Genomic DNA, 20,743 nt, shown 5'->3' on the forward strand with positions numbered 1-20,743 from the left:
AACGGCATTCTTCAACGGACATCGGCTTTCTCCTGAAATCTGATGTCCGCCGGGAAAATGTTCAGGCGTTGCATGCGGTAGAGCAGGGTCCGGCGCGGTAGCCCCAGCTCGGTGGCGGCGTTGGTCTGGTTGCCATGATTGCGCCGCAGCGATTCGATCAGCAGGTTGCGCTCGACCTGTTCCAGGCGTTCGCGCAGATTCAGGTTGGTGTCGACAGCGCCATGCAATGAGAAGTGTTCGGGTAGCAATTCATTGCCGTCGCACAGCAGGATGGCGCGCTCAACCAGGCCCTTGAGTTCGCGCACATTGCCGGGAAAGGTGTAGCCGAGCAGTTGCGACTCAGCTTCCTGTGACCAGCGGCAGGGCTGGCGTTGGAGAAAGCTGCAGGCCTGCGCCGAAAAATGATGGGCCAGCCGCAGAATGTCCGGGCCGCGCTCCTGAAGCGGCGGCAGCTCGATAGGGAAGTGCGATAAGCGATAGAAAAGATCTTCCCGAAAGCTGCCCGCTTCCACCAGCGATTTCAGGTCACGGTGGGTTGCCGCAATGACGCGCACATCGACCCTGTGCGTTTCGGTGCTGCCCAGCGGGCGCACTTCACCCTCCTGCAGCACGCGCAGCAGTTTGGCTTGCAGAGCCAGCGGCATGTCGCCGACTTCATCGAGAAACAGGGTGCCGGTATCGGCTGCGTCCAGCAGCCCGGTGTGATCTCGGTCGGCGCCACTGAATGCGCCCTTGCGATAGCCGAACATCTCGCTTTCCAGCAGATTCTCGGGCAGCGAAGCGCAGTTCTGGACGATAAAGGGGCGGGTCCGGCGGAAGCCATAATCGTGAATTGCCCGGGCCACCAGTTCCTTGCCGGTACCGGTCTCGCCGGTAAGCAGCACATTCACCGGGTTGTGCAGCACCTTGCTGATCAACTGGTACAGCGAGCGCATGACGTCGCTCTCGCCAATCAGGCCATATCCGGAAGGGCAGGCTTTGTCCTGGAGTGAGTCTTCCGATACTGGCGACTGACATGTGCTGACCCGCTGCAGCAGATCGAGTTGGGCTACGACGAAATTGCCCAGCAGACGCAGGGAGTCGGAGAAACTACTCAGCGGCAGGGGTTGCATACTGGCTGCCAGCAGCACGCCGACCACATGCTGAGCCTCGGAGAGCAGCGGCAGGCACAGCAGGGTGCGCCATGGCCGACGGCTGTCCGGCAGAAAAGCGATGTCGTGCAGGTTGCTGTCGAGAGCATCGATGGCCAGTATCTGGTTCTGGCACAGGCAATACTGCAACAGCTGCTCGCGGTGATAATCACTTGGCAGGCTGGCGTTTTCCCGAATCTGCCAGCTGCCCTGGTGCCATTCGGCAGCCATAGTCAGACGGGTATGGGTATCGTCCAGCAGATAGAGCTGGCTCAGTTCGCAGCCGGTCAGCAGGCTGGCTGCTTCGACCAGTCCCTGACGCAGGCTGTGACCCTCGGTCAGTCCAGCCAGTCGGGAGAAGCGTTCCAGCAGGGCTTCTGCATAGCGTAGCGGCTGCGCCAGCTGGCTGAACATGGGCGGGGACTCAAGCGAAGTCACAGACCACCCGTCCTTCGTCATTCACGGTGGCCTGCATCTGACGCAGGCTTTCGCCACTGGCCATGGCCTCCAGCAGCCGATCAACGGTCTGGGCCTGCAGATGCCGATCGATCAGTTGGTCGATCAGACGCGCACCCATGTCGCTGTCTACACAGAGGTGGGCGAAATGGGCCACCAGTTCCGGCGTATGGCTGAAGGTCACATGACGGCGCAGCAGACGTTGACCGAAGCGCTCCAGTTTGAGCGCGACCAGCTCCTGCAATACCTTTCCGTCTACCGGGAAATAAGGCACCACATTCATGCGTGCCAGCAAGGCCGGTTTGAAGTGCCGGCTGAGGACCGGGCGGATGGCTTTTTCCAGCTGTTCGGCCGTGGGGCGCTCACCGCTGCGGCACAGTTCTACTATGGTGTCCGAAGCCAGATTGGAGGTAAGCAGAATCAGCGTGTTGCGGAAATTGATCTCGCGGCCTTCGCCATCATTGGCGACGCCCTTGTCGAAGATCTGATAGAAGATGTTGAGTACATCGGGGTCGGCCTTTTCCACTTCATCGAGCAGAATGACCGAGTAGGGCTTTTGCCGAACGGCTTCGGTCAACATGCCGCCTTCACCGTACCCGACGTAACCGGGTGGGGCGCCTATCAGGCGCGAGACGCTGTGCTTTTCCTGAAACTCGGACATGTTGATGGTCGTCAGAAAGCGCTCGCCACCGTACAGCAGGTCGGCCAGGGCCAAGGCTGTCTCGGTCTTGCCGACGCCGCTCGGCCCCGCCAGCAGGAACACACCGGTCGGTGCATCCACGGGAGTCATTCCGGCGGCGGCGGAGCGTATGGCACGATTCAGTGAGTAGATGGCCTGATCCTGACCGCGCAGACGCTGTCCCAGGTCCTCGCTGAAGGTCGCTACCTTGGTGTTGTGCTGACGGGCCAGTTGGGTCAGCGGAATGCCGGTCCAGTGGCTGATGACTTCGGCGACCAGGCGTGGGCAGACTTCGTGGCTGACCAGCACACCGGCAGCCTGCGTTTCACCGAGTTCGGCCTGGGTTTCACGCAGTTGGGTGTCCAGTTCGGAGAGGCTGGCGGGTGGCTCAGGTAGCTCACCTGTCTGCGCACGTGTTTCGCCGTTCTGCCTGGCGTCAGCACAGGCCCTGCGCAACCCGAGCAGGCGTACGGCCAGGTCACGCTGGGCTTCCCAGCGTTGCTGCAGATCGTTCAGTTCGCTGCGCGCGCTGAGCAGACGGTTTTCCAGGTAATCCAGAGTCTCGGTATCAATCGCCAGCCCGGCATCCTGATCGCGCCGCATGGCGTCGCATTGGCGCTCACCTTCAGCCAATTCCTGACGCAGGCGTTCAACGGCCTCGGGAGCGGCAGCAAGGTTGATACGCACCCGCGCGCAGGCGGTGTCCAGCACGTCGACGGCCTTGTCCGGCAATTGGCGGCCAGCCAGATAACGGGCTGATAGCTCCGCAGCTGCCACCACAGCATCATCGCGCAGGTAGACGCCGTGGCTCTGTTCATAGACTGGTGCCAACCCGCGCAGGATGGTGACCGCCTCATTGACCGTCGGCTCATGCAGATGCACCGGTTGAAAGCGTCTGGCCAGCGCCGGATCTTTCTCGAAATACTTCTTGTATTCGCTCCAGGTCGTGGCGGCGATAGTGCGCAGTTCGCCTCGTGCCAGCGCCGGCTTGAGCAGGTTTGCTGCATCCGAACCGCCGGTCTGACCACCGGCGCCAATCAATGTGTGGGCTTCGTCGATGAACAGGATAATGGCCTGGGCAGATACTTTGACTTCGTCGATTACCCCTTGCAGGCGGCGTTCGAATTCGCCCTTGATGCTGGCGCCGGCTTGCAGCAGACCCATGTCCAGGCACAGCAGCTCGGTGTTCTGCAGTACCGCCGGCACTTCGCCCTGGGCAATGCGCAGGGCCAGGCCTTCGACAATGGCGGTTTTGCCGACACCGGCTTCGCCGACCACGATGGGGTTGTTCTTGCGGCGACGGGCGAGAATATCGATCATCTGGCGTATCGTATTGTCCCGGCAGAGCACCGGATCGAGCTTGCCGTCGCGGGCCTGTTGAGTGAAGTTATGCGTGAAACGCTGCAGCGCGGACTCGTCGCTGCGAGGTGTTCCCGGAGCGGTAGCGGCGAGCTGCTGCGCACGTGCAAACTCGCACAGACGATCCGCATCCAATGTGCCGAGAATCGCCATGTAGCGGGTACCGGCATAACGCAGCGGGTTGCGCAGCAGCGCGAGGATCAGGGCTGCTGCATCAATCTGACTCTGATTCAATTCCAGAGAGGCGATCAGCAGCGCATCCTGCAGCCATTGCACCAACTCGGTGGAGAATACCGGGTTGTTGGTTTCCGCAGCCTCGGCGCGCGGATGCAGCACGGCGGCAAGCTCATCGGCGCTGCCACCTGCGTCCTGCAGCGCACGTACCAGCAGGCTGTCGGCGCGGTTCAACAGGCCGTCGAGCAGATCCTCAATCAACACCTTGGAACCGCCGCGGCTGACGCAGCGTTCGGCAGCCGCTTCCAGATCCCGACGGCTATCGGCATCAAGGGCCTGTACCAGTTGTTGCAAATCTACATTGATCATCATTTATTCCTCAGGGAGCGCAACTGCCAAGGGTCACCATGCCGTCGGCGTGTTCACAGCCAAGCCAGCTGGTCCAGCCCAGACGGCAGGCATTACCCGCACCCAGGCGCAGCTCATGAATTTCGTTCGGCTGCAGGTGCAGGCGGACGTCGTAGTCCAGAGGGGTACGCAACACGAAACGAATCAGTACACGCAACGGCTGGTTGTCACAGCCCGGCGGCAGAAAGTCGTGAAAACGCGCCCAGTCAAGATTGAGAATATGAATGCGAAACTTGCCGCCGCGATCACGCACACGCTCGCCGAGCACCAGGTTTTCACCGAGCATGCTGTTGCCCAGACCCAGCTGGCAGCGTTGCTCGTCGGGAATCTCCACCTCGCGCTCCAGGCATTGCTCGATGTGCAATTGCTCATGCTTGAAGTAATAGCGCAGCACCGACTCGATCATCGCTGCCGACTGCGCGCGCAGGCTGAGCAACCCCAGATAGGGCAACAAGCGCTTCCAGTTCAGCTCAGTCGAATTGCGAATGGTGTCGCCGCTGAGCCCGATCAGCGAAAACAGCAGTGCAGACACCGAGTCGCGCGCGCCGGCGGAAAAGCGCGCGTGATAACGGTACTTCTGCCAGACCGGTAGCAGCAGCCGCTGCAACCGGTTGTTGAACAGATCCATGAACATGCGGGTAGGGTTGCCATCGGCACTATCTCCCAACGCCTGTTCGCCGTAGAAGGCTGGTAACGGCGAGCCGGCACCAAACAGGCTGACCAGGTTCACGCGCAGGCACGCGCGCAGCTCACCATGCTCTTCGAAATACCGCACCGACTCGATCTCGCTGCCGGGAAAGCCCATGCTCGGGTTTGCCTGCAATTCCAATCGTTCATACAGCGCCTCATCATCCAGATCAGGATGCGCATGCCGCAGTCGCTCCAACACCAGTTGTATGCCTTGAAACAGGCTGTACTCACGGATATTACGTGCGATTGGGGTCAAAGCAGGGGCTGTTGCCCCATCCGTGGCGGCCATTGATAAACCTCTCCCTTGGTACTCTTGACCCGCAACTCGTGGTAGGAGTTGAGGCTGGCGTAAAGCGCGAAAAATTCGTTGAGAACGGAGGCGAACACAAACAGGTCGCCTTCGCCCAGATAGCCATCGGCATCCATGATCAGCTCGGTGCGGATGCCCCGGACCGGCAGGCCGCGATGCAGCCGGTCGACATGGCTATGGCTGATACCTTTCAATCCGCCGAGCAGGCGTTTGCTGACCTTGGCGGCGTGTTGATCGGTATGGCGTGGCAGGTCGTAGGTCTCGAGAACCACCTTGAGCGCCTCGACGTTCGACAATGACAGGTAGTTCAGCGACATGTTGCTGATCAGTTTCCACAGAAAGTCCCGGTTCAGCGGTGGTGCATGGCACGGCGTCACTGCGCTGATATTGCGAAAGCCGAGAAACTCGGGCGTGCCTTCACAGGATCGGCATATATCACCGAGCGCCAGTTTCAGCGGCAGGTTCTGATTGGTGCAGGTCAGCTCGATGGACAGCGTCTCGTGATGCTCCTGGCTGTACAGGCCGAAGCTGAGGTAGGTTTCCAATCCATCGCCCACCGGAGAGGCATACTGGCGCACGCTGTAATGCGGGCGAGCTGCTTCGGCGCCGAAGCTGGTGTCGTGCTCGAAGGATTCGAAAGGTACATATTCTTCGTACCCCAGGCCGCTGGGCTTCCAGCCGGTCACCTTGTCGATGGAAAAGACACCGCAGTGGCGATTGCCGTAGGCGGCGGGGCGCAGCAGATAATGATCCTGACGCCCATCCAGTCGGATGGGCGTCGCATCATGTGTGAACAGGTTGACGATAGGTGTGCAATACAGCCGTACGTTATCTACCGATGGCCGGATGCGCTGTTCCCCGGCCTTGGTAATGTTGCAACGCAGCTCCAGGCCCCCGGCTTGTTTCAACAGCGCATCAGGGAGGCGTTGTAGCACGTTCAGTCCGAGGATATCGACAAACAGGAACTTTTCCTGGAAGGCGAAATACTCCTGGATGTAGCGATAGCCGCGGAAGGTGTTGAGCGGATAGGGCACCATCGATTCCTCATCCGCAAAACCCACTGGCTGCACCTGCTCCGGGCCCAGGTGCAGCATCCGCGGCGAGACCTCGGTGGGCAATGACAGGGGCGCCCCATCGCGGTCGAGCAGCACCAGCTCGATACTCTCCAGATTGCGCACCAGGCCGAGCAGCAGCATCTGGCTGATATAGCGCTCGCCAGCGAAATGCAGCCGCAATTGCCGAAGATTGACATCGATTAGACTGCCGGGGGCGGTCATCATCAGTTGCAGGTTCAGCAGGGCGCCTTTGCCCTTGATCGAGTAGTCCAGCGCATGCATTGCCAGCGGCAGTACTTCGGTAGCGTAATTGGTACGAAAACGGCAGTTGACCCCATCCACTTGCTTGGATTCCACCGGGGTATTGCGCGGCACCACCAGCGACTCACCGGCATGGCGCAACGGGTCGAACTGCAGGATGCTCATGGCCGGCAGCGGCCGCATGTAGTTTGGCCACAGCAGATGCATCAGTGAATGGGTCAGCTCCGGCAGCTCGTCATCAAGCTTCTGCCGCAGCCGTCCGGTGAGAAAGGCAAATCCTTCGAGCAGGCGTTCGACATCCGGGTCCTTGCCGCTCTGACCGAGGAAGGGTGCAAGCGCGGGGCTGCGCTCGGCAAAGCGTTTGCCGAGTTGCCGCAACGCGGACAGTTCACTCTGGTAATAATGGTTGAACGACACTATGCATCCCTGTGTAGTGGTGAAGGGTGGGCCGGCATCAGCCGATGATCACCGTTCCGGATCCCGCGATGACGGTATTGCCGTGGTTTCCAGTACTGCCCAGCACCGCGGCGGGCTTGCCATTGACCAGCACCGTTGCGCTGGTAGCGCCAACCAGACTGGCACCGCATGCGGTTGGGTCGCCCATGCGCGCCGCCGGCATGCCATCAATGAGCACGTCAGCCGAACCTGCGGCGATGGGGTTGTTGCCGTGGCCCGTCTTCGGGCAGACAGTGGGGTCGCCCAGACGGGCGGCGGGTTTACCTGACATGGATATCTCCTATTCGACCTGTACCTTGCCGCTGCCATCCAGGCGTGCGGAAAAGTTCACATTGCACTTCAGACCCTCCACCTCCAGCCGACCTTCGATGGCAAAGGCGAGGTTCAGCGGATCATGGTCCCGGGGCAGGGCCAAGACCCTCACCTGGGACAAGCGAGGCTCATGAACCTCGATGAAGCGTTCGATGGCGAGTCGCGCCTGCTGCAATGAATCATGCAGAGACAGGCGCATGTCGTTGAGATCGGGCAGTCCGTAGTCGGGCAGGGTCAGCACGCTGCCGGCGCGGGTGCTCAGCATTTTGGACAGGTGACAGGCCACCGAGTCCATCCCTGCCTGTTGCAACCCCCAGCCGACACGGTGTGCAGACTCACCGCCAATACGTTCGAACAGACTGCCGTAGCCCATTACTGATTACTCCTTGTCCAGCTTGCCCACCAGCGACAGGGTGAAATCGGCACCCATGTACTTGAAGTGCGGACGAACGCTGAGAGTGACCCGATACCAGCCCGGCTCGCCATCCACATCGGCAACGTTGATCTGCGCGGCGCGCAGCGGGCGGCGGCCGCGTACCTCCGGGTTGGGGTTGTCCTGGTCGGCGACGTACTGACGGATCCAGCGGTTGAGTTCCAGCTCCAGGTCGGTACGCTCCTTCCAGGAGCCGATCTGCTCGCGCTGCAATACCTTCAGGTAATGCGCCAGGCGGTTGACGATGAACATGTAGGGCAGCTGTGTGCCGAGACGGTGGTTCAGTTCGGCTGTCTTGCCTTCCTCGGAGTTGCCGAAAAATTTGGCTTTCTGTGTCGAGTTGGCAGAGAAGAAGGCAGCATTGTCGCTGCCTTTGCGCATGGTCAGCGCGATGAAGCCCTCGTCGGCCAGCTCGTACTCGCGGCGGTCCGAGACCAGCACTTCGGTGGGGATCTTGGTCTCGATTTCACCCATGCTTTCGAAGTGGTGCAGCGGCAGGTCATCGACCGCACCACCGCTCTGCGGCCCGATGATGTTCGGGCACCAGCGGAACTTGGCGAAACTCTCGGTCAGCCGGGTGGCGAAGGTGAACGCGGTATTGCCCCACAGATAATGCTCGTGGCTGTTGGCGACGTTTTCCTTGTAGACGAAGCTTTTCACCGGATTGTCTTCGGGGTCATAGGGATTACGCAGCAGGAAACGCGGCAGTGTCAGGCCAACGTAACGTGCATCTTCGCGTTCGCGGAAGCCCTGCCACTTGGCAAACTGCGGACCTTCGAAGTGATCCTTCAGATCCTTGATGTCAGGCAACCCGGTGAAGCTTTCCAGGCCGAAGAAGCGCGGGCCGGCGGCAGCGATGAAGGGTGCATGGGCCATGCTTGCAACACTGGCTACGTGCTGCAGGGTCTTGATGTCCTGAGAGCTCGGATCAAAGAAATAGTTGGCAATCAGGGCGCCGACAGGCTGACCACCGAACTGACCGTACTCTGCGGTATAGACGTGCTTGTACAGGCCGGACTGAACAATTTCCGGGCTGTCTTCGAAGTCGTCGAGCAGGTCCTGTTTGGAGGCGTTGATCATCTCGAACTTGATGTTCTCGCGGAAGTCCGTGCGGTCGACCAGCAGCTTCAGGCCGCGCCAGGAGGATTCCAGCGCCTGGAAATTGGCGTGGTGAAGAATCTCATCCATCTGCTGACTGAGCTTGGCATCGATTTCGGCGATCATTCGATCGACCATGGCTTTCTTGACCGGCTCCTTGTCATTCTGCGGCTTCAGCAATTCTTCGATGAAGGCGGACACGCCACGACGGGCGATGCCGTAGGCCTCGTCGTCTGGTGTGAGACGGGTCTCGGCGATGATGCGGTCGAGAATGCTGGCGTCTTCGCTGGCGCTGGGTGCGGCGATGGCGGTTGTCTGGGTGCTCATGCTTGCGTCCTTGTGTGATCAGGCGTCCGGTGTCTGTTGCTGGGCCAGGCCCAGTTCGGCGAGTACGCGCTCTCTGGAATCGTCATCGCTGAGCACGCTTTCGATAGCCTTGCGAAATGCCGGGGCGTTGCCCAGTGGACCTTTCAATGCGACCAGGGCATCACGCAGTTCCATCAGTTTGCGCAGCTCCGGTACCTGGTCTACCAGACTGGTCGGGTTGAAATCCTTCATCGAATTGATCTGCAGGTTGACCGCGAGATCTTCACGGGTCGCCTCGTCCTGTAACCGGTTGGGCACGTTGAAAGTCAGGTTCAGTTCCTGCTTGGCCAGCACTTCGTCAAAGGTAGCCTTGTCGATGGCGATGGGTTTGCGATCCTCGATATTCCGGTCGTCCTCGCGCTGGGTGAAATCACCCAGCACCATCAACTTCAGGGGCAGTTCGATTTCGTCCGAAGCGCCGTCGGTGTCGGGTTTGAACGTGACGTTGATGCGTTCCTTGGGTGCTACTGTGCCTTCTTTGGCCATTCTGTTTCTCCGCTACTTTTATGGCCCGAGGGCCTTGTTCAGTACCGCCTCGAAATCGAGATGGCACAGCCGGTGGAAGATCTCTTCCCTGCGATCACGCACAAGCTGACTCTGCGGTAGCAATTCACAGCAGGCATACAACAGACGCAGTACTTCCAGATTGAGAGTGGGTTCCCATTTTTCCAGTCCCGAGGTCTGAAGCATCTGTTGCAGGGCATCGAGCCGGGCGTAGGCGATTTCATGCTGGCGAGCCTGGAAACACAGTCGGGCTTCGGCCAGCTGCCAGTAGAAACGTGCACGTTCACTATGGCTCTGGCGGGTGCCTTGCATCAGCAATTGCATGGCTGAACGCAGGCCCTCCTGACGCAGCAGTGCCAATGCCTCCTGCAATGCAAGATCCCAGGGCGCAGCTGTCTGCGTTGTGGTATCGCAGCTGGTGGTTTGCGTGGTCACGCTGGCAGCCATTACGCGGACGGCCAGCCACTGGCGGGTATCACTGTCGGCAAAAGGTTCGCCATCATGAAAACGCAATTCATCCAGGCCCGGCAGACGCGCCAGCAGATGACGAAGCTGGGATTCGAGCTCCTGCATGGCGGGTTGGGCGTCCAGTGCCTCAAGGCAGCGCCAGGCCAGATGCTGCCCGCTCAGCCAGAAGGGCGCGCGGTTGAGACTGGCTTCAACCTCAACCAGTAGTGACGTGTATTGACCCTGATTGAAACGCTCCTGATACGCTTTCAGCCGGTCGGCCGGCAGGTTGCGCAGACCGGTGATCTGCTCGGCGTCATGTTCAGGCAGGCTGCCTATCGGTAACCATAATAAAGTGCGTGCCAGTCGGATCGCGCGGGCGTCTCCGGGATGCTGGTGTAACCACCAGGCGGTCAGCGGACGAGTCCGATCCTGTAATGCGCGCAAGCTGCGATGGGCATCACGGTTATCGACGATGGGGGCGTCGACTGACCCTGGGGCTTCGGTTGTCGCAGATGGTGCCGGTCGACTGGCGCTCGGCGTCGATGGCACCGGCGCTGTGGGTTCGGCCTGTGGAGCCGCCTCGGCGCGTTTGGCCAGTTCATCTATGCGCCGGTACAGTGGCATGAGCTGTGGCGCTGCTTCATTCAGATGTTTTGCAAACAGACTATCGAGTACGCGCAGGTGGGAAGCGATAGTATTGAAGGCGGGCAACTGCTCGGCATCGGGAGCCTGTTCTCCCAGCACCTGCTCGAGCCGGCTGCAAAGCCAGTCGATAGCCGCTGAGCGGGTGCGGATTCTGGATGGATGCAGTTCCTGCCAATGCTGAGTGCATGCGTGACGCAGCATGCCAAGTCCGGCGGCCAGGCCGGCGAAGCTCTCGGTATGGTACAGACTCCAGACCAGCCAGCAGGTGACCCGCAGATCCTTGGACTGTGTTTGCAGCAGTAACTCTGCACCCTCGCGAATGATCGACCAGTCGGTTCCGGTGGTGCGATGAACCGAGGTGTCCTTGGCCAGTTCTTCTTCCAGGGCTTCGAATTCGGGAGTATAGCGGGTGTCTTCACCTGCGAAGTTATGTTCTTCAACCGGTAATTCAAACAGATCGATGTAATATTGATCAAGCATGTTTACATCAGTCCTTGATAAAAGATGAATTCTTTCATTACCCGGTGAAGTGGGCCTGGCAAATATGAATCTGCGCAGGAAGTTGCGCACTTCAATTGTGCAGCAAGTTGCGCAATTCAGTTGAAGACGGCTCGTATGCTAGTGATGAGAGGGTTGCTATTCAAGGCGAATAATGTGAACTGAGTTGCTTTATGAGAAATTAGTGTCGTATGGCAATAGCTATGAGGTGCGCAGCGTAGACAGCTGTATGCGAGTTGCGGCAGGGTGATGCTGTTCTGTTTTCTGGATGTTTAATGCGAATGGGTTATTGAGTGTTATATATGAAAGTGGTTGGTTGTTTATATGCTATGGCTAGGGGGTGTGGGGGGGCTTCGTAATTGTTTTATTTATAGTGAAGTGCGTCACAAGTTGTATGTTAATTGCTTGTTTCGCACTCCAGTTTTGTGCAGGAAGCGGGCTTGCTGGCTGACTCGCTGCATTCTCTGGCCATTGCCGCCTGAGCAGGACACCCGAGATCTTCCAGTCCGGTAGCCAGATTGTTCCAGCCTGGCTGGAATTCAGGAAAGTCATTCACCAGGCGCTGGAATTGCTCCACAGCCGCGTGTTTGTCGTTGAGTGCCCAGCGGGTGTTGCCCAATCCCAGGCGGGCTGTCGGTTGCTCTGGCCATTCAGTTGTCGCACGCTCATAGGAGCGCAAGGCGCTTTGCAAACGTCCGGTCTGTTCCAGGTCGCTGGCGGCTTTCAGATAGCTCAGTGGTTTGACGGTGGCAGGTAGCTGGCCCGGTGGGAGCATGACCCTCGCCCATCGGTCGGCTCTTTCCCAGGTGCGCAGGAAGACCTTGAATGGTTCTTTCTGAGCAGAGTTCAGGCCACTGTGCACTATCATCTGTTCGGCGGTAAGGTCATAGCCAATCACCACGGCGTAGTGCCATTGTGGATACCAGTCGAACGCCAGATTCTGCATCACCAGCACCGGGTTTCCCGCGTTCAATTCGCTCAGAATAGCCTCGAGTTTCTTTTCCAGCGGATATACCAGCAGATCCCGCTCACGGGCGGCGGATATCATTTCAATCTGCAAGGTACCATTGCGCTCGGGCAGGTAGACGCGGTCCTTCAGCTCATCGGGTGTGGCCGCAATGTCGCGGTGATTCAGCACCATTGCCAGGGAGGCGGGGCCACATTGATAGGCGTCCTGGGCATGGAAGGGTACGTTGTCGAGCATGACCCTGTCGGGAAACTGGGAAAGGGTGGCTGCATCAGGCACCATGGGTGCGCGCCCGGCGCAGGCTGACAGGAGAACTGTCAGTCCGAGCAGGGCGGCAATACGGAACGGAAACCGCACCGGTTAGCGGTTGATGCAGTTGACGAATTTGAAGACATTGGTGGCGCAGAGCATGTCGGTGATGATGAAGATCACCAGAAACAATACGATCACCCCAAGCACACCGGCACCAGCGGGTGCTTCATCCAGCTGGGCATTGAAATGAGCCAGCTCGTCAGCGGTCAGGCTGTTGATGCGTTGCTCAACCTGTTCGGGAGAAACGCCCATGCTGGCAAGCTTGTCCTGTACGGCCTCGTCGTCCAACATCGATTTGAGCTGATCGCGATCGACACTGAGTTGTTCAGAGGCGATCACTTCGTGTGTGCCGACCATGGAGGCTTGGGCATGGATGCTGGCCATGCTGGTGAGCATGAATAACGTGGCCATGACGATGGCCAGATAGCGGCGAGTGACGGAAGTTTGCTTCATGGGGGACAACTCCTGGGTTAGCTTCTTGCGTTCGTTTTTTGGGTCAACCCTTGCAACATCTCCTGTGACCGCACAACGCCCTTGCGGTTCCGGTTGTTACCAGCCGAGTCGATCGCGAAATTGATAATACCAGGCGCCCATGGCGGTAAAGGGCACGCGAAACAGACGACCACCGGGGAAGGGGTAGTGCGGCAGAGCGGCGAAGGCGTCGAAGCGTTCCGCCTGGCCACGGATGGCTTCGGCCAGCACCTTACCGGCCACATGGGTGTAGGTCACACCATGGCCGCTGCAGCCTTGGGAATAGAAAATATTGGAGCCAAGCCTGCCCACCTGCGGCAGGCGCGACAAGGTCAGTAGGAAATTGCCGGTCCAGGCGTAATCAATTTTCACCTCGTTCAACTGCGGGAATGCGCGTAGCAGATTCGGTCGAATCATGCTCTCGATATTCGCCGGATCACGCGCACCATAAACCACGCCTCCGCCGAAGATCAGGCGCTTGTCGGCCGACAGGCGATAGTAATCCAGCAGATAATTGCAGTCTTCGACACAGTAATCCTGCGGTAACAGTGAGTGAGCCAGATCGGGTGGCAGCGGCTCGGTAGCCACCACCTGGGTGCCGCAAGGCATGGATTTGGCGGACAGCGCGGGTAGCAGATCACCCAGATAGGCATTGCCCGCCACCACGACAAAGCGTGCAGTGACCCGGCCATGTTCGGTATGCACCACGGGCGCTGCACCTTGCTGGACCCGTATTACGGCCGACTGCTCATGGATCACGCCGCCAAGGGATTCCACAGCAGCCGCTTCGCCGAGCACCAGATTGAGTGGATGGATATGGCCACCGCTCCTGTCCAGCATGCCACCGACATACCGTTGGGTATCGACCACGCCGCGGATTGCCTGCTCATCGAGCAGTTCGAGTTGATCGTGGCCGTAACGCTCCCAGAGCTTCTTCTGTTGTTCCAGGTGGTCGAGTTGCCTGGAGTTGACTGCCGCAAATACACCGCCATCCTTCAGGTCGCAGTGGATGCCATAACGCTGGACCCGGTCACGGATGATGCGCCCACCCTCGAAGGCCATTTCGCCCAGCAGGCGGGCCTGCTTCGGGCCCACCTGTTTTTCAATGACATCCAGATCGCGGCTGTAACTGTTGACGATCTGCCCCCCGTTGCGCCCGGACGCGCCGAAACCGACCCTGGCAGCTTCCAGCACAGTCACCCGGAATCCGTGTTCCAGCAGAAACAGGGCAGTGGAGATGCCGGTATAGCCGGCACCGATCACGCATACGTCGGTTTCATGGACGCCGACCAGGGCGGGACGCTCGGGCGAGGCGTTGGCGGAGGCGGCGTAATAGGAGTCGGGGTGGGGCGTGTGCTTCATTCTGCGCACCTTGTTTGATATTTATTACGGTTTTTGCATGCTACCGGGCCGTATTGGAGAACGCCAGCTGGTCAGGGCTTTGCCGGTGCCCTGGGCAGTGCTCTGGTCAACAGAATGCAGGCCATCGAACACGCCAGCATGATGCCGATGAAATGGAATGCATCGTTATAGGCCATGATCTGGGCCTGTTCGCGGACCTGCTGGTCCAGCAGGCGCAGGGCGGCCTCCGGACTGCCGAGCTGTTCCCCGAGCAGGGCCAGGCGGTCCGTCGCGGCGTAACTGCCGGCAGTGACGTAGCTGCGGAGTATGTCGAAGTAGTATGCCGCTCGACTGTCCAGCACCGTGGCCAGCACAGCAATACCGATGGCGCCGCCGAGGTTGCGCAGGATGTTGTACAGACTGGATGCCGAGCCGGCTTCGGAGGGAGGAATCATCGCGGTGGCAAGGATCGACAGCGGCACCAGAATCATCGGTTGCCCGCAGGCGCGGATGATCTGGATGAAAATGAACTGATCCCCGGCGAAATCCGGATTCAGTGACCCGCTGAGAAAACTGCCAAGACCAAACAGCAGAAAGCCAGCGGCACAAATCAGTCGTGGGTCGACAAAACGCATCAGTATCGGCACCAGCGGGATCAGCAATAACTGCGGCAGCCCCATCCACATGATCACCTGTCCGATCTGCAGGGCATTGTATCCCTGGACCTGTGCCAGGTAGACCGGAAGAACGAAGACCGTGCCATATAGCCCCACCCCCAATCCGATATTGGCCAGGCTTCCGAGCAGAAAGTTGCGCTGTGTCAGCAGGCGCAGGTTGAGCAGGTAGTTGTCACGGGACAGCTGCAGGATGACGAAGGTGATCAGACTGACGAAGGCAATCACCGCGAGCAGCACCATGTGGCCCGACTCGAACCAGTCTTCCCGGTGCCCTTCCTCAAGGAATATCTGCAGACAGCCGAGCCCGATCGCCATACTCAGAATGCCGGCATAATCACCCTTTTTCAGCAGCTCCCAGCGCGGCTCGCTCTTGTCCAGCCCGTACAGCAGTCCCATTATCATGAAGATGCCGGGAATGATATTGATATAGAAGATGTACTCCCAGCCGTAGTTCTCGGTCAGCCAACCACCGATGGTTGGGCCGATGGAGGGAGCAAAGGTGGCGCAGATGGCGAACATCGCCATGCCCTTGGGACGGCTGTCCAGGGGCAGTTTGGTCAGTATCAGCGAGAAGGCAAAGGGGATCAGTGCGCCGCCGGCAAGCCCCTGCAGCACGCGAAAGAGCACCATGCTCTCCAGGCTCCAGGCCATAGAGCAGAGCAGCGAGGCAACTACGAACAAAGCTGATATGGTCACGGCGAAGCGCCGTGGTGACATGATCATGGCCAACCAGGCTGCCAGCGGAATGATGATGATCTCCGCGACCAGGTAGGAGGTGGAGATCCACGAGCCTTCCTCGAGGGTGGCGCCGAGTGCGCCCTGGATGTCCTTCAACGACGAGTTGATGATCTGGATATCCAGAATCGCCATGAAGGCCCCGAGAATGGCACTGAAAATGGCAATCCAGTCGCGGCGGCTCGGTGGTGGAATGAACTGCGATTGCACCGGTTCAGTCACGCAGGTCGACCTTGACGCTGACCGACATGCCCGGGCGCACCATGCGGCTCAGGGGGTGATCACCGTCAATGGTGATCTTGACCGGAATCCGCTGCACCACCTTGGTGAAGTTGCCTGTGGCGTTGTCGGGTGGCAGCAGGCTGAACTGCGCTCCCGACGCGGGAAACAGACTGTCGATACGGCCTGGTACGTCCTGATCGCCGAACGCATCGAAAACCAGCGTTGCTGGCTGATCCTTGTGCATGCGCCGGATCTGGGTTTCCTTGAAGTTGGCCTGCACCCACAGCCCCTTGTCCGGCACTATGGCCAGCAGGTGATTGCCCGGCTGCACATTGAGGCCGATACGCACGCTGCGCTGGCCGATGCGGCCGGAGACCGGAGCGCGGATTTCGGTGCGGGAGATATCCAGGTCGGCCTTGCTCACGTCGCTTTCTGCGGCCTGAACCAAGGCCGCCAGGCGCTCGATATCAGCGCCGAGGGTGTCCTTGGTGAGTACCTGGGTCTGCAGCTCGGCTTCAGCTCCCCGGACCTGGGCTTTGGCGACATCCAGCTGAGCGCGGAAATTGCTCACCTGTTCTTCCGAAGCGTAACCAGACTGGCGCAGGGGCAGAATCCGCTTGATGTCCAACTCGATCCGACGTTGCTCGGCCTTGCGCGCCTCGACCGCAGCACGGGCCGTCTCGATCAGACTGTCCTGGCGCACCAACTGGGCGCGGGCCTGCAATCGCTCGGCTTCGCGAGTGGCGAGATTGGCGCGGGCCTGCGCCAGTGCGGTGGTAAAGTCCCGGTCATCCAGGCGTACCAGCAGGTCACCGGTTTCGGCGGTCTGGTTATCGGTTACCAATACCTCGACTACCTGTGCTGCCAGCTGACTGCTGACGCGAGTGATATCGCCATGCACGTAGGCATTATCAGTCTGTTCATAATGACGGCTGATAAACCACCAATTGGCACCGAAGGCGGCAGCGGCAACAGCTACCAGAAGAAAGAAGATGAACAGGCGATTACGGACCCGGGACGGCATGCAGGAACCCCTTGATTATTATGGTCATCACTCTACCACTGTTCCGTACCTGCCTTATGGAGCTAGAATCTGGAAACTTTGTTGCATAACAGGAACAGTGCCAATGGGATTGGACGACGCTCTGATTTTTACCCGGGTTGTGGAATGCCACAGTTTTACCAGTGCTGCGCTGACGTTGAGCATGCAGAAATCTACCGTCAGCCGCCGCATTGCTCAGTTGGAAGAGCGTCTGGGTGTACGTCTGCTTAACCGTACCACACGCAAGCTGCGTCTCACCGAGGTGGGCCAGGCCTATTACGAGCGCTGTCGGCAGATCATGCAGGAGTTCGCTGAAGCCGAAGAAGCTATCATGCAGCTGCAAAGCGAGCCTACCGGGTTGTTGCGCGTCAGTTCGCCGATCGAATTCGGGCAGCTGTTTCTCGGCGGTGTGATCGGTGACTTCATGTGCCGATACCCGGCGATTCAGGTCGAGGTGGAGCTGACCACGCGGATGGTCGACCCGGTGGAAGAGGGCGTGGATATCGTCATCCATCGGGGGCGGCCGCAGGATTCGAGCCTTGTGGCGCGGCCCATGATGTCCAGCCCGCGGCAGCTGTTTGCCAGCCCGGCGTATCTGGCAGAATACGGCACACCGGAGAAACCGGAAGATCTGATTCAGCATCGCTGCATTCACACCCTGACGGAGGACGGGCGCAAATGGCATTTCCTGCAGCCATCGGTAAGCGTGATGGTCAATCCGGTATTGACCGCCAACAACATCACTTTTGCCCGTGAAGCCGCCGTGTCCGGTGCGGGCATCATCAATGTACCGGCCTTCATTGCCGAACCTCTGGTCGAGCAGGGCGTCTTGTGCCGGGTGCTGGAACACTGCGTGCTGCCATCCACCGAGCTGTATGCGCTCTATCCCTCCAGGCGCTTTCAGGCGATGAAGGTCAAGGCGTTCATCGACTATCTGATTGAGCAGCTGCGCCTACGTCTGGATGTCGGGCTGGAGGAGGAGGATGATCCGCTGGTAAAATTGCCGTCAACCTGACTGTCACGATTCACCCGGCCCGCCGCGGCCGCTGTAACTGAGATATTCCATGACTGTGCGTACCCGTATTGCTCCGTCCCCCACCGGAGATCCCCACGTAGGCACCGCCTACATCGCCCTGTTCAACCAGTGCTTCGCCCGCCAGCATGGTGGTCAGTTCGTACTGCGCATCGAGGACACCGACCAGGTGCGCTCCAGTGCCGAGTCGGAACAGCAGATCCTCGACTCGCTGCGCTGGCTGGGGCTGGAGTGGGACGAGGGCCCGGACGTGGGCGGCGCCCACGGTCCGTACCGCCAGAGCGAGCGCAGCGCCATCTACCATGAGCACAGCGAGCAGTTGATTGCCAAGGGGCACGCATTCCGCTGCTTCTGCAGTTCCGAACGCCTCGATGCGCTGCGCGCCGAACAGATGGCCAACAAGCAGACCCCCGGCTATGACGGGCATTGTCTGCACCTGTCCGAGCAGGAAGTGACTAAGCGCGTTGCCGCCGGCGAACCCCACGTGGTGCGCATGAAGGTGCCCGCGAGCGGCATCTGCAAGGTGCAGGATATGCTGCGTGGCGAGATCGAGATTCCGTGGGAGCAGGTCGACATGCAGGTGCTGATGAAGGCCGACGGGCTGCCCACCTACCACCTGGCCAACGTGGTCGACGACCACTTGATGCAGATCACCCACGTGCTGCGCGGTGAAGAGTGGATCAACTCCGCGCCCAAGCACATCCTGCTGTACCAGTACTTCGGCTGGGACATGCCGCAGCTGTGCCACATGCCACTGCTGCGCAACCCGGACAAAAGCAAGCTGTCCAAGCGCAAGAACCCTACCAGCATCATCTTCTACCAGCGCATGGGCTATCTACCCCAGGCACTGCTCAACTACCTGGGCCGCATGGGCTGGTCCATGCCGGACGAGCGCGAGAAGTTCTCGCTGGACGAGATGGTCGAGCATTTCGACATTCAACGGGTATCCCTCGGCGGCCCGATCTTCGACGTGGAAAAGCTCGCTTGGCTGAACGGACAGTGGATTCGTGATCTGCCCGAGCGGGAGTTTGTCGAGGCGGTGCAGAAATGGGCTCTCAACAGCGACTATCTGCGCCCTCTGGTGCCGCTGGTGCAGAGCCGCGTCGAAACCTTCAGTGAGCTGATCCCGCTGGCGGGCTTCTTCATGACCGGCAAGCTGGACCTCGACCCGGCCCAGTTCGCGCACAAGAAACTGTCCCAGGACGAAGTGCGCCAGGTAATACAGCTGCTGTTGTGGAAGCTGGAAGCGCTGCGCCAGTGGGACAAGGACGGCATCACCGCCAACATCCAGCAAGTTGCTGAAGGCGTGCAGCTCAAGTTGCGTGACCTCATGCCGCTGCTGTTTGTGGCCATCACCGGCCAGGCCAGCTCGGTCTCGGTACTCGACGCCATGGCACACCTGGGGCCGGACCTGACCCGCTTCCGCCTGCGCCAGGCGCTGGAATTGCTGGGTGGAGCGTCGAAGAAGGAAGTGAAGGCTTGGGAGAAGCTGTTAGCGGATTTCGCCAGCGCCCAGTGATTTCGCGCTGATTCGCCTTAAGTCGCTGTTTTCTTAAATTATTTGTTGACAGTTTTTGGTGATAGACCTAATATGCGCCCCGTCCAGAAGACGGGGCTATAGCTCAGCTGGGAGAGCGCCTGCATGGCATGCAGGAGGTCTGCGGTTCGATCCCGCATAGCTCCACCAATTTCTTTGGTCATTGCTTTGCGATGACCTGTTTTACACTAGCCGATATGCACATCGTGCATATCAGGTGATGAAACGATAGAATTGTCGTTTCGAGAAGGGTTTGCGTCCCCTTCGTCTAGTGGCCTAGGACACCGCCCTTTCACGGCGGTAACAGGGGTTCGAGTCCCCTAGGGGACGCCATTATTTACCGACACTCCGGTGTCGGGGTCGAAAGACCACGGGGCTATAGCTCAGCTGGGAGAGCGCCTGCATGGCATGCAGGAGGTCTGCGGTTCGATCCCGCATAGCTCCACCATTTTTCAAGGGCCGACACTTGTTGTCGGCCCTTTTTTTTGCCTGTAATTTTTCAAACCTCCGCAGCTTCGCAATGCTTCATGTAGGAGGGTCGCTCCGGCTCGATGGGTCTGCAGAGCGCCCCATTCCTCAATCAAGCTCGCCTTGCTCACAGATAACACTGGTCGGCAAACGCCGCAAAAATATTGCCTTTTCTATCCCAAAGGATGTTTGCTTAAGGGGCTGGCGGAGCTCCATAGGCCTGGTCGCAAGACGCTTGCCATTGGCTCCGCAACGAACCCACCCTGGAGGACGCAACATGACCCAGTTCACCGGCAGTTGCCTCTGCGGCAACGTGCGCCTCACCGCAACCGGCCAACCAGACCGCGTCGGCATCTGCCACTGCCTCGATTGCCGCAAGCACCACGGCGCGCTCTTCCACAGCTCCGCCATCTTTGCCCGGGACGCCGTCACCGTCACCGGCGAAACGCGCGAGTACCAAGGCCGCTATTTCTGCCCCCGCTGTGGCTCGTCTGTCTTCTCGCGCACCGCAGATGAAATAGAAGTGAATCTGGGCTCGCTGGATACCCCCGACCAGCTCAAACCGACCTACGAGTTATGGACCATCCGGCGCGAGGCCTGGCTGCCAGATTTCCCGCTTACCGAGCGCTATGAGCGGGATAACTGATTGGTAGG

General features: G+C 59.5%; 16 protein-coding genes, 3 tRNA genes and 1 pseudogene. 6 read left to right on the top strand and 14 right to left on the bottom strand.

From position 1 onward, the window contains the following. Positions 1–11: 11 nt before the first annotated feature. From BLU11_RS04600 to BLU11_RS04665, 14 genes and pseudogenes are all read right to left on the bottom strand, one after another. Positions 12–1,544 (bottom strand): sigma-54 interaction domain-containing protein, encoded by a 1,533-nt coding sequence (locus BLU11_RS04600; protein WP_090272259.1) that lies wholly within the window; start codon positions 1,542–1,544, stop codon positions 12–14. A gap of 10 nt (positions 1,545–1,554) precedes the next feature. Beyond that, the gene (gene tssH, locus BLU11_RS04605) at positions 1,555–4,167 is read right to left on the bottom strand and encodes a type VI secretion system ATPase TssH (protein ID WP_090272260.1); all 2,613 of its coding nucleotides are present in this window, start codon (positions 4,165–4,167) and stop codon (positions 1,555–1,557) included. A 10-nt stretch (positions 4,168–4,177) separates the two neighbouring features. After that, positions 4,178–5,185, bottom strand: coding sequence for a type VI secretion system baseplate subunit TssG (gene tssG / locus BLU11_RS04610; protein WP_090272261.1), 1,008 nt, complete (start codon positions 5,183–5,185; stop codon positions 4,178–4,180). After that, a complete protein-coding gene (gene tssF / locus BLU11_RS04615) occupies positions 5,149–6,939 on the bottom strand; it encodes a type VI secretion system baseplate subunit TssF (RefSeq protein WP_090272262.1) in 1,791 nt (596 codons plus the stop codon). Before tssF ends, tssG begins: the two co-directional genes overlap by 37 nt. 40 nt (positions 6,940–6,979) lie before the next feature. Then, positions 6,980–7,249 (bottom strand): annotated as a pseudogene (locus tag BLU11_RS04620) (PAAR domain-containing protein); the annotation flags it as partial. 9 nt (positions 7,250–7,258) lie between these two features. Further along, entirely contained in the window at positions 7,259–7,663 is a 405-nt protein-coding gene (gene tssE, locus BLU11_RS04625) for a type VI secretion system baseplate subunit TssE (protein ID WP_090272264.1), read from the bottom strand. A gap of 6 nt (positions 7,664–7,669) precedes the next feature. Next, the gene (gene tssC, locus BLU11_RS04630) at positions 7,670–9,148 is read right to left on the bottom strand and encodes a type VI secretion system contractile sheath large subunit (protein WP_090272265.1); all 1,479 of its coding nucleotides are present in this window, start codon (positions 9,146–9,148) and stop codon (positions 7,670–7,672) included. Between the two features lie 18 nt (positions 9,149–9,166). After that, positions 9,167–9,673 carry a type VI secretion system contractile sheath small subunit gene (gene tssB / locus BLU11_RS04635; RefSeq protein ID WP_090272266.1) on the bottom strand — a complete coding sequence of 169 codons (507 nt, stop codon included), beginning with the start codon at positions 9,671–9,673 and terminating at the stop codon, positions 9,167–9,169. An 18-nt stretch (positions 9,674–9,691) separates the two neighbouring features. Further along, the gene (gene tssA, locus BLU11_RS04640; protein ID WP_090272267.1) at positions 9,692–11,266 is read right to left on the bottom strand and encodes a type VI secretion system protein TssA; all 1,575 of its coding nucleotides are present in this window, start codon (positions 11,264–11,266) and stop codon (positions 9,692–9,694) included. A 415-nt stretch (positions 11,267–11,681) separates the two neighbouring features. After that, a complete protein-coding gene (locus BLU11_RS04645) occupies positions 11,682–12,533 on the bottom strand; it encodes a PA2778 family cysteine peptidase (RefSeq protein WP_090272268.1) in 852 nt (283 codons plus the stop codon). 78 nt (positions 12,534–12,611) lie between these two features. Beyond that, positions 12,612–13,016, bottom strand: a complete 405-nt coding sequence (locus tag BLU11_RS04650; protein ID WP_090272269.1) for a PA2779 family protein — start codon at positions 13,014–13,016, stop codon at positions 12,612–12,614. A 96-nt stretch (positions 13,017–13,112) separates the two neighbouring features. Next, a complete protein-coding gene (locus BLU11_RS04655) occupies positions 13,113–14,396 on the bottom strand; it encodes an NAD(P)/FAD-dependent oxidoreductase (RefSeq protein ID WP_090272270.1) in 1,284 nt (427 codons plus the stop codon). Positions 14,397–14,467: 71 nt separating this feature from the next. Next, positions 14,468–16,009, bottom strand: a complete 1,542-nt coding sequence (locus BLU11_RS04660) for a DHA2 family efflux MFS transporter permease subunit (RefSeq protein ID WP_231702271.1) — start codon at positions 16,007–16,009, stop codon at positions 14,468–14,470. Next, positions 16,002–17,033 (bottom strand): HlyD family secretion protein, encoded by a 1,032-nt coding sequence (locus BLU11_RS04665; RefSeq protein ID WP_090272271.1) that lies wholly within the window; start codon positions 17,031–17,033, stop codon positions 16,002–16,004. Before BLU11_RS04665 ends, BLU11_RS04660 begins: the two co-directional genes overlap by 8 nt. A gap of 103 nt (positions 17,034–17,136) precedes the next feature. Between BLU11_RS04665 and BLU11_RS04670 the strand changes: the two genes are divergently transcribed. The 6 genes from BLU11_RS04670 (at position 17,137) to BLU11_RS04695 (ending at position 20,735) form a co-directional block, all read left to right on the top strand. Then, the gene (locus BLU11_RS04670; protein WP_090272272.1) at positions 17,137–18,066 is read left to right on the top strand and encodes a LysR family transcriptional regulator; all 930 of its coding nucleotides are present in this window, start codon (positions 17,137–17,139) and stop codon (positions 18,064–18,066) included. A 49-nt stretch (positions 18,067–18,115) separates the two neighbouring features. Next, entirely contained in the window at positions 18,116–19,603 is a 1,488-nt protein-coding gene (gene gltX / locus BLU11_RS04675; protein WP_090272273.1) for a glutamate--tRNA ligase, read from the top strand. Positions 19,604–19,695: 92 nt separating this feature from the next. Beyond that, positions 19,696–19,771 (top strand) — tRNA-Ala (locus BLU11_RS04680). Positions 19,772–19,878: 107 nt separating this feature from the next. After that, a tRNA-Glu gene (locus tag BLU11_RS04685) sits at positions 19,879–19,954 on the top strand. 39 nt (positions 19,955–19,993) lie between these two features. Further along, positions 19,994–20,069: transfer RNA gene (locus BLU11_RS04690), tRNA-Ala, on the top strand. A gap of 297 nt (positions 20,070–20,366) precedes the next feature. Beyond that, the gene (locus tag BLU11_RS04695; RefSeq protein WP_090272274.1) at positions 20,367–20,735 is read left to right on the top strand and encodes a GFA family protein; all 369 of its coding nucleotides are present in this window, start codon (positions 20,367–20,369) and stop codon (positions 20,733–20,735) included. Positions 20,736–20,743: the final 8 nt, after the last annotated feature.

This window comes from Halopseudomonas litoralis (assembly GCF_900105005.1).
Taxonomy (GTDB): Bacteria; Pseudomonadota; Gammaproteobacteria; order Pseudomonadales; family Pseudomonadaceae; genus Halopseudomonas; species Halopseudomonas litoralis.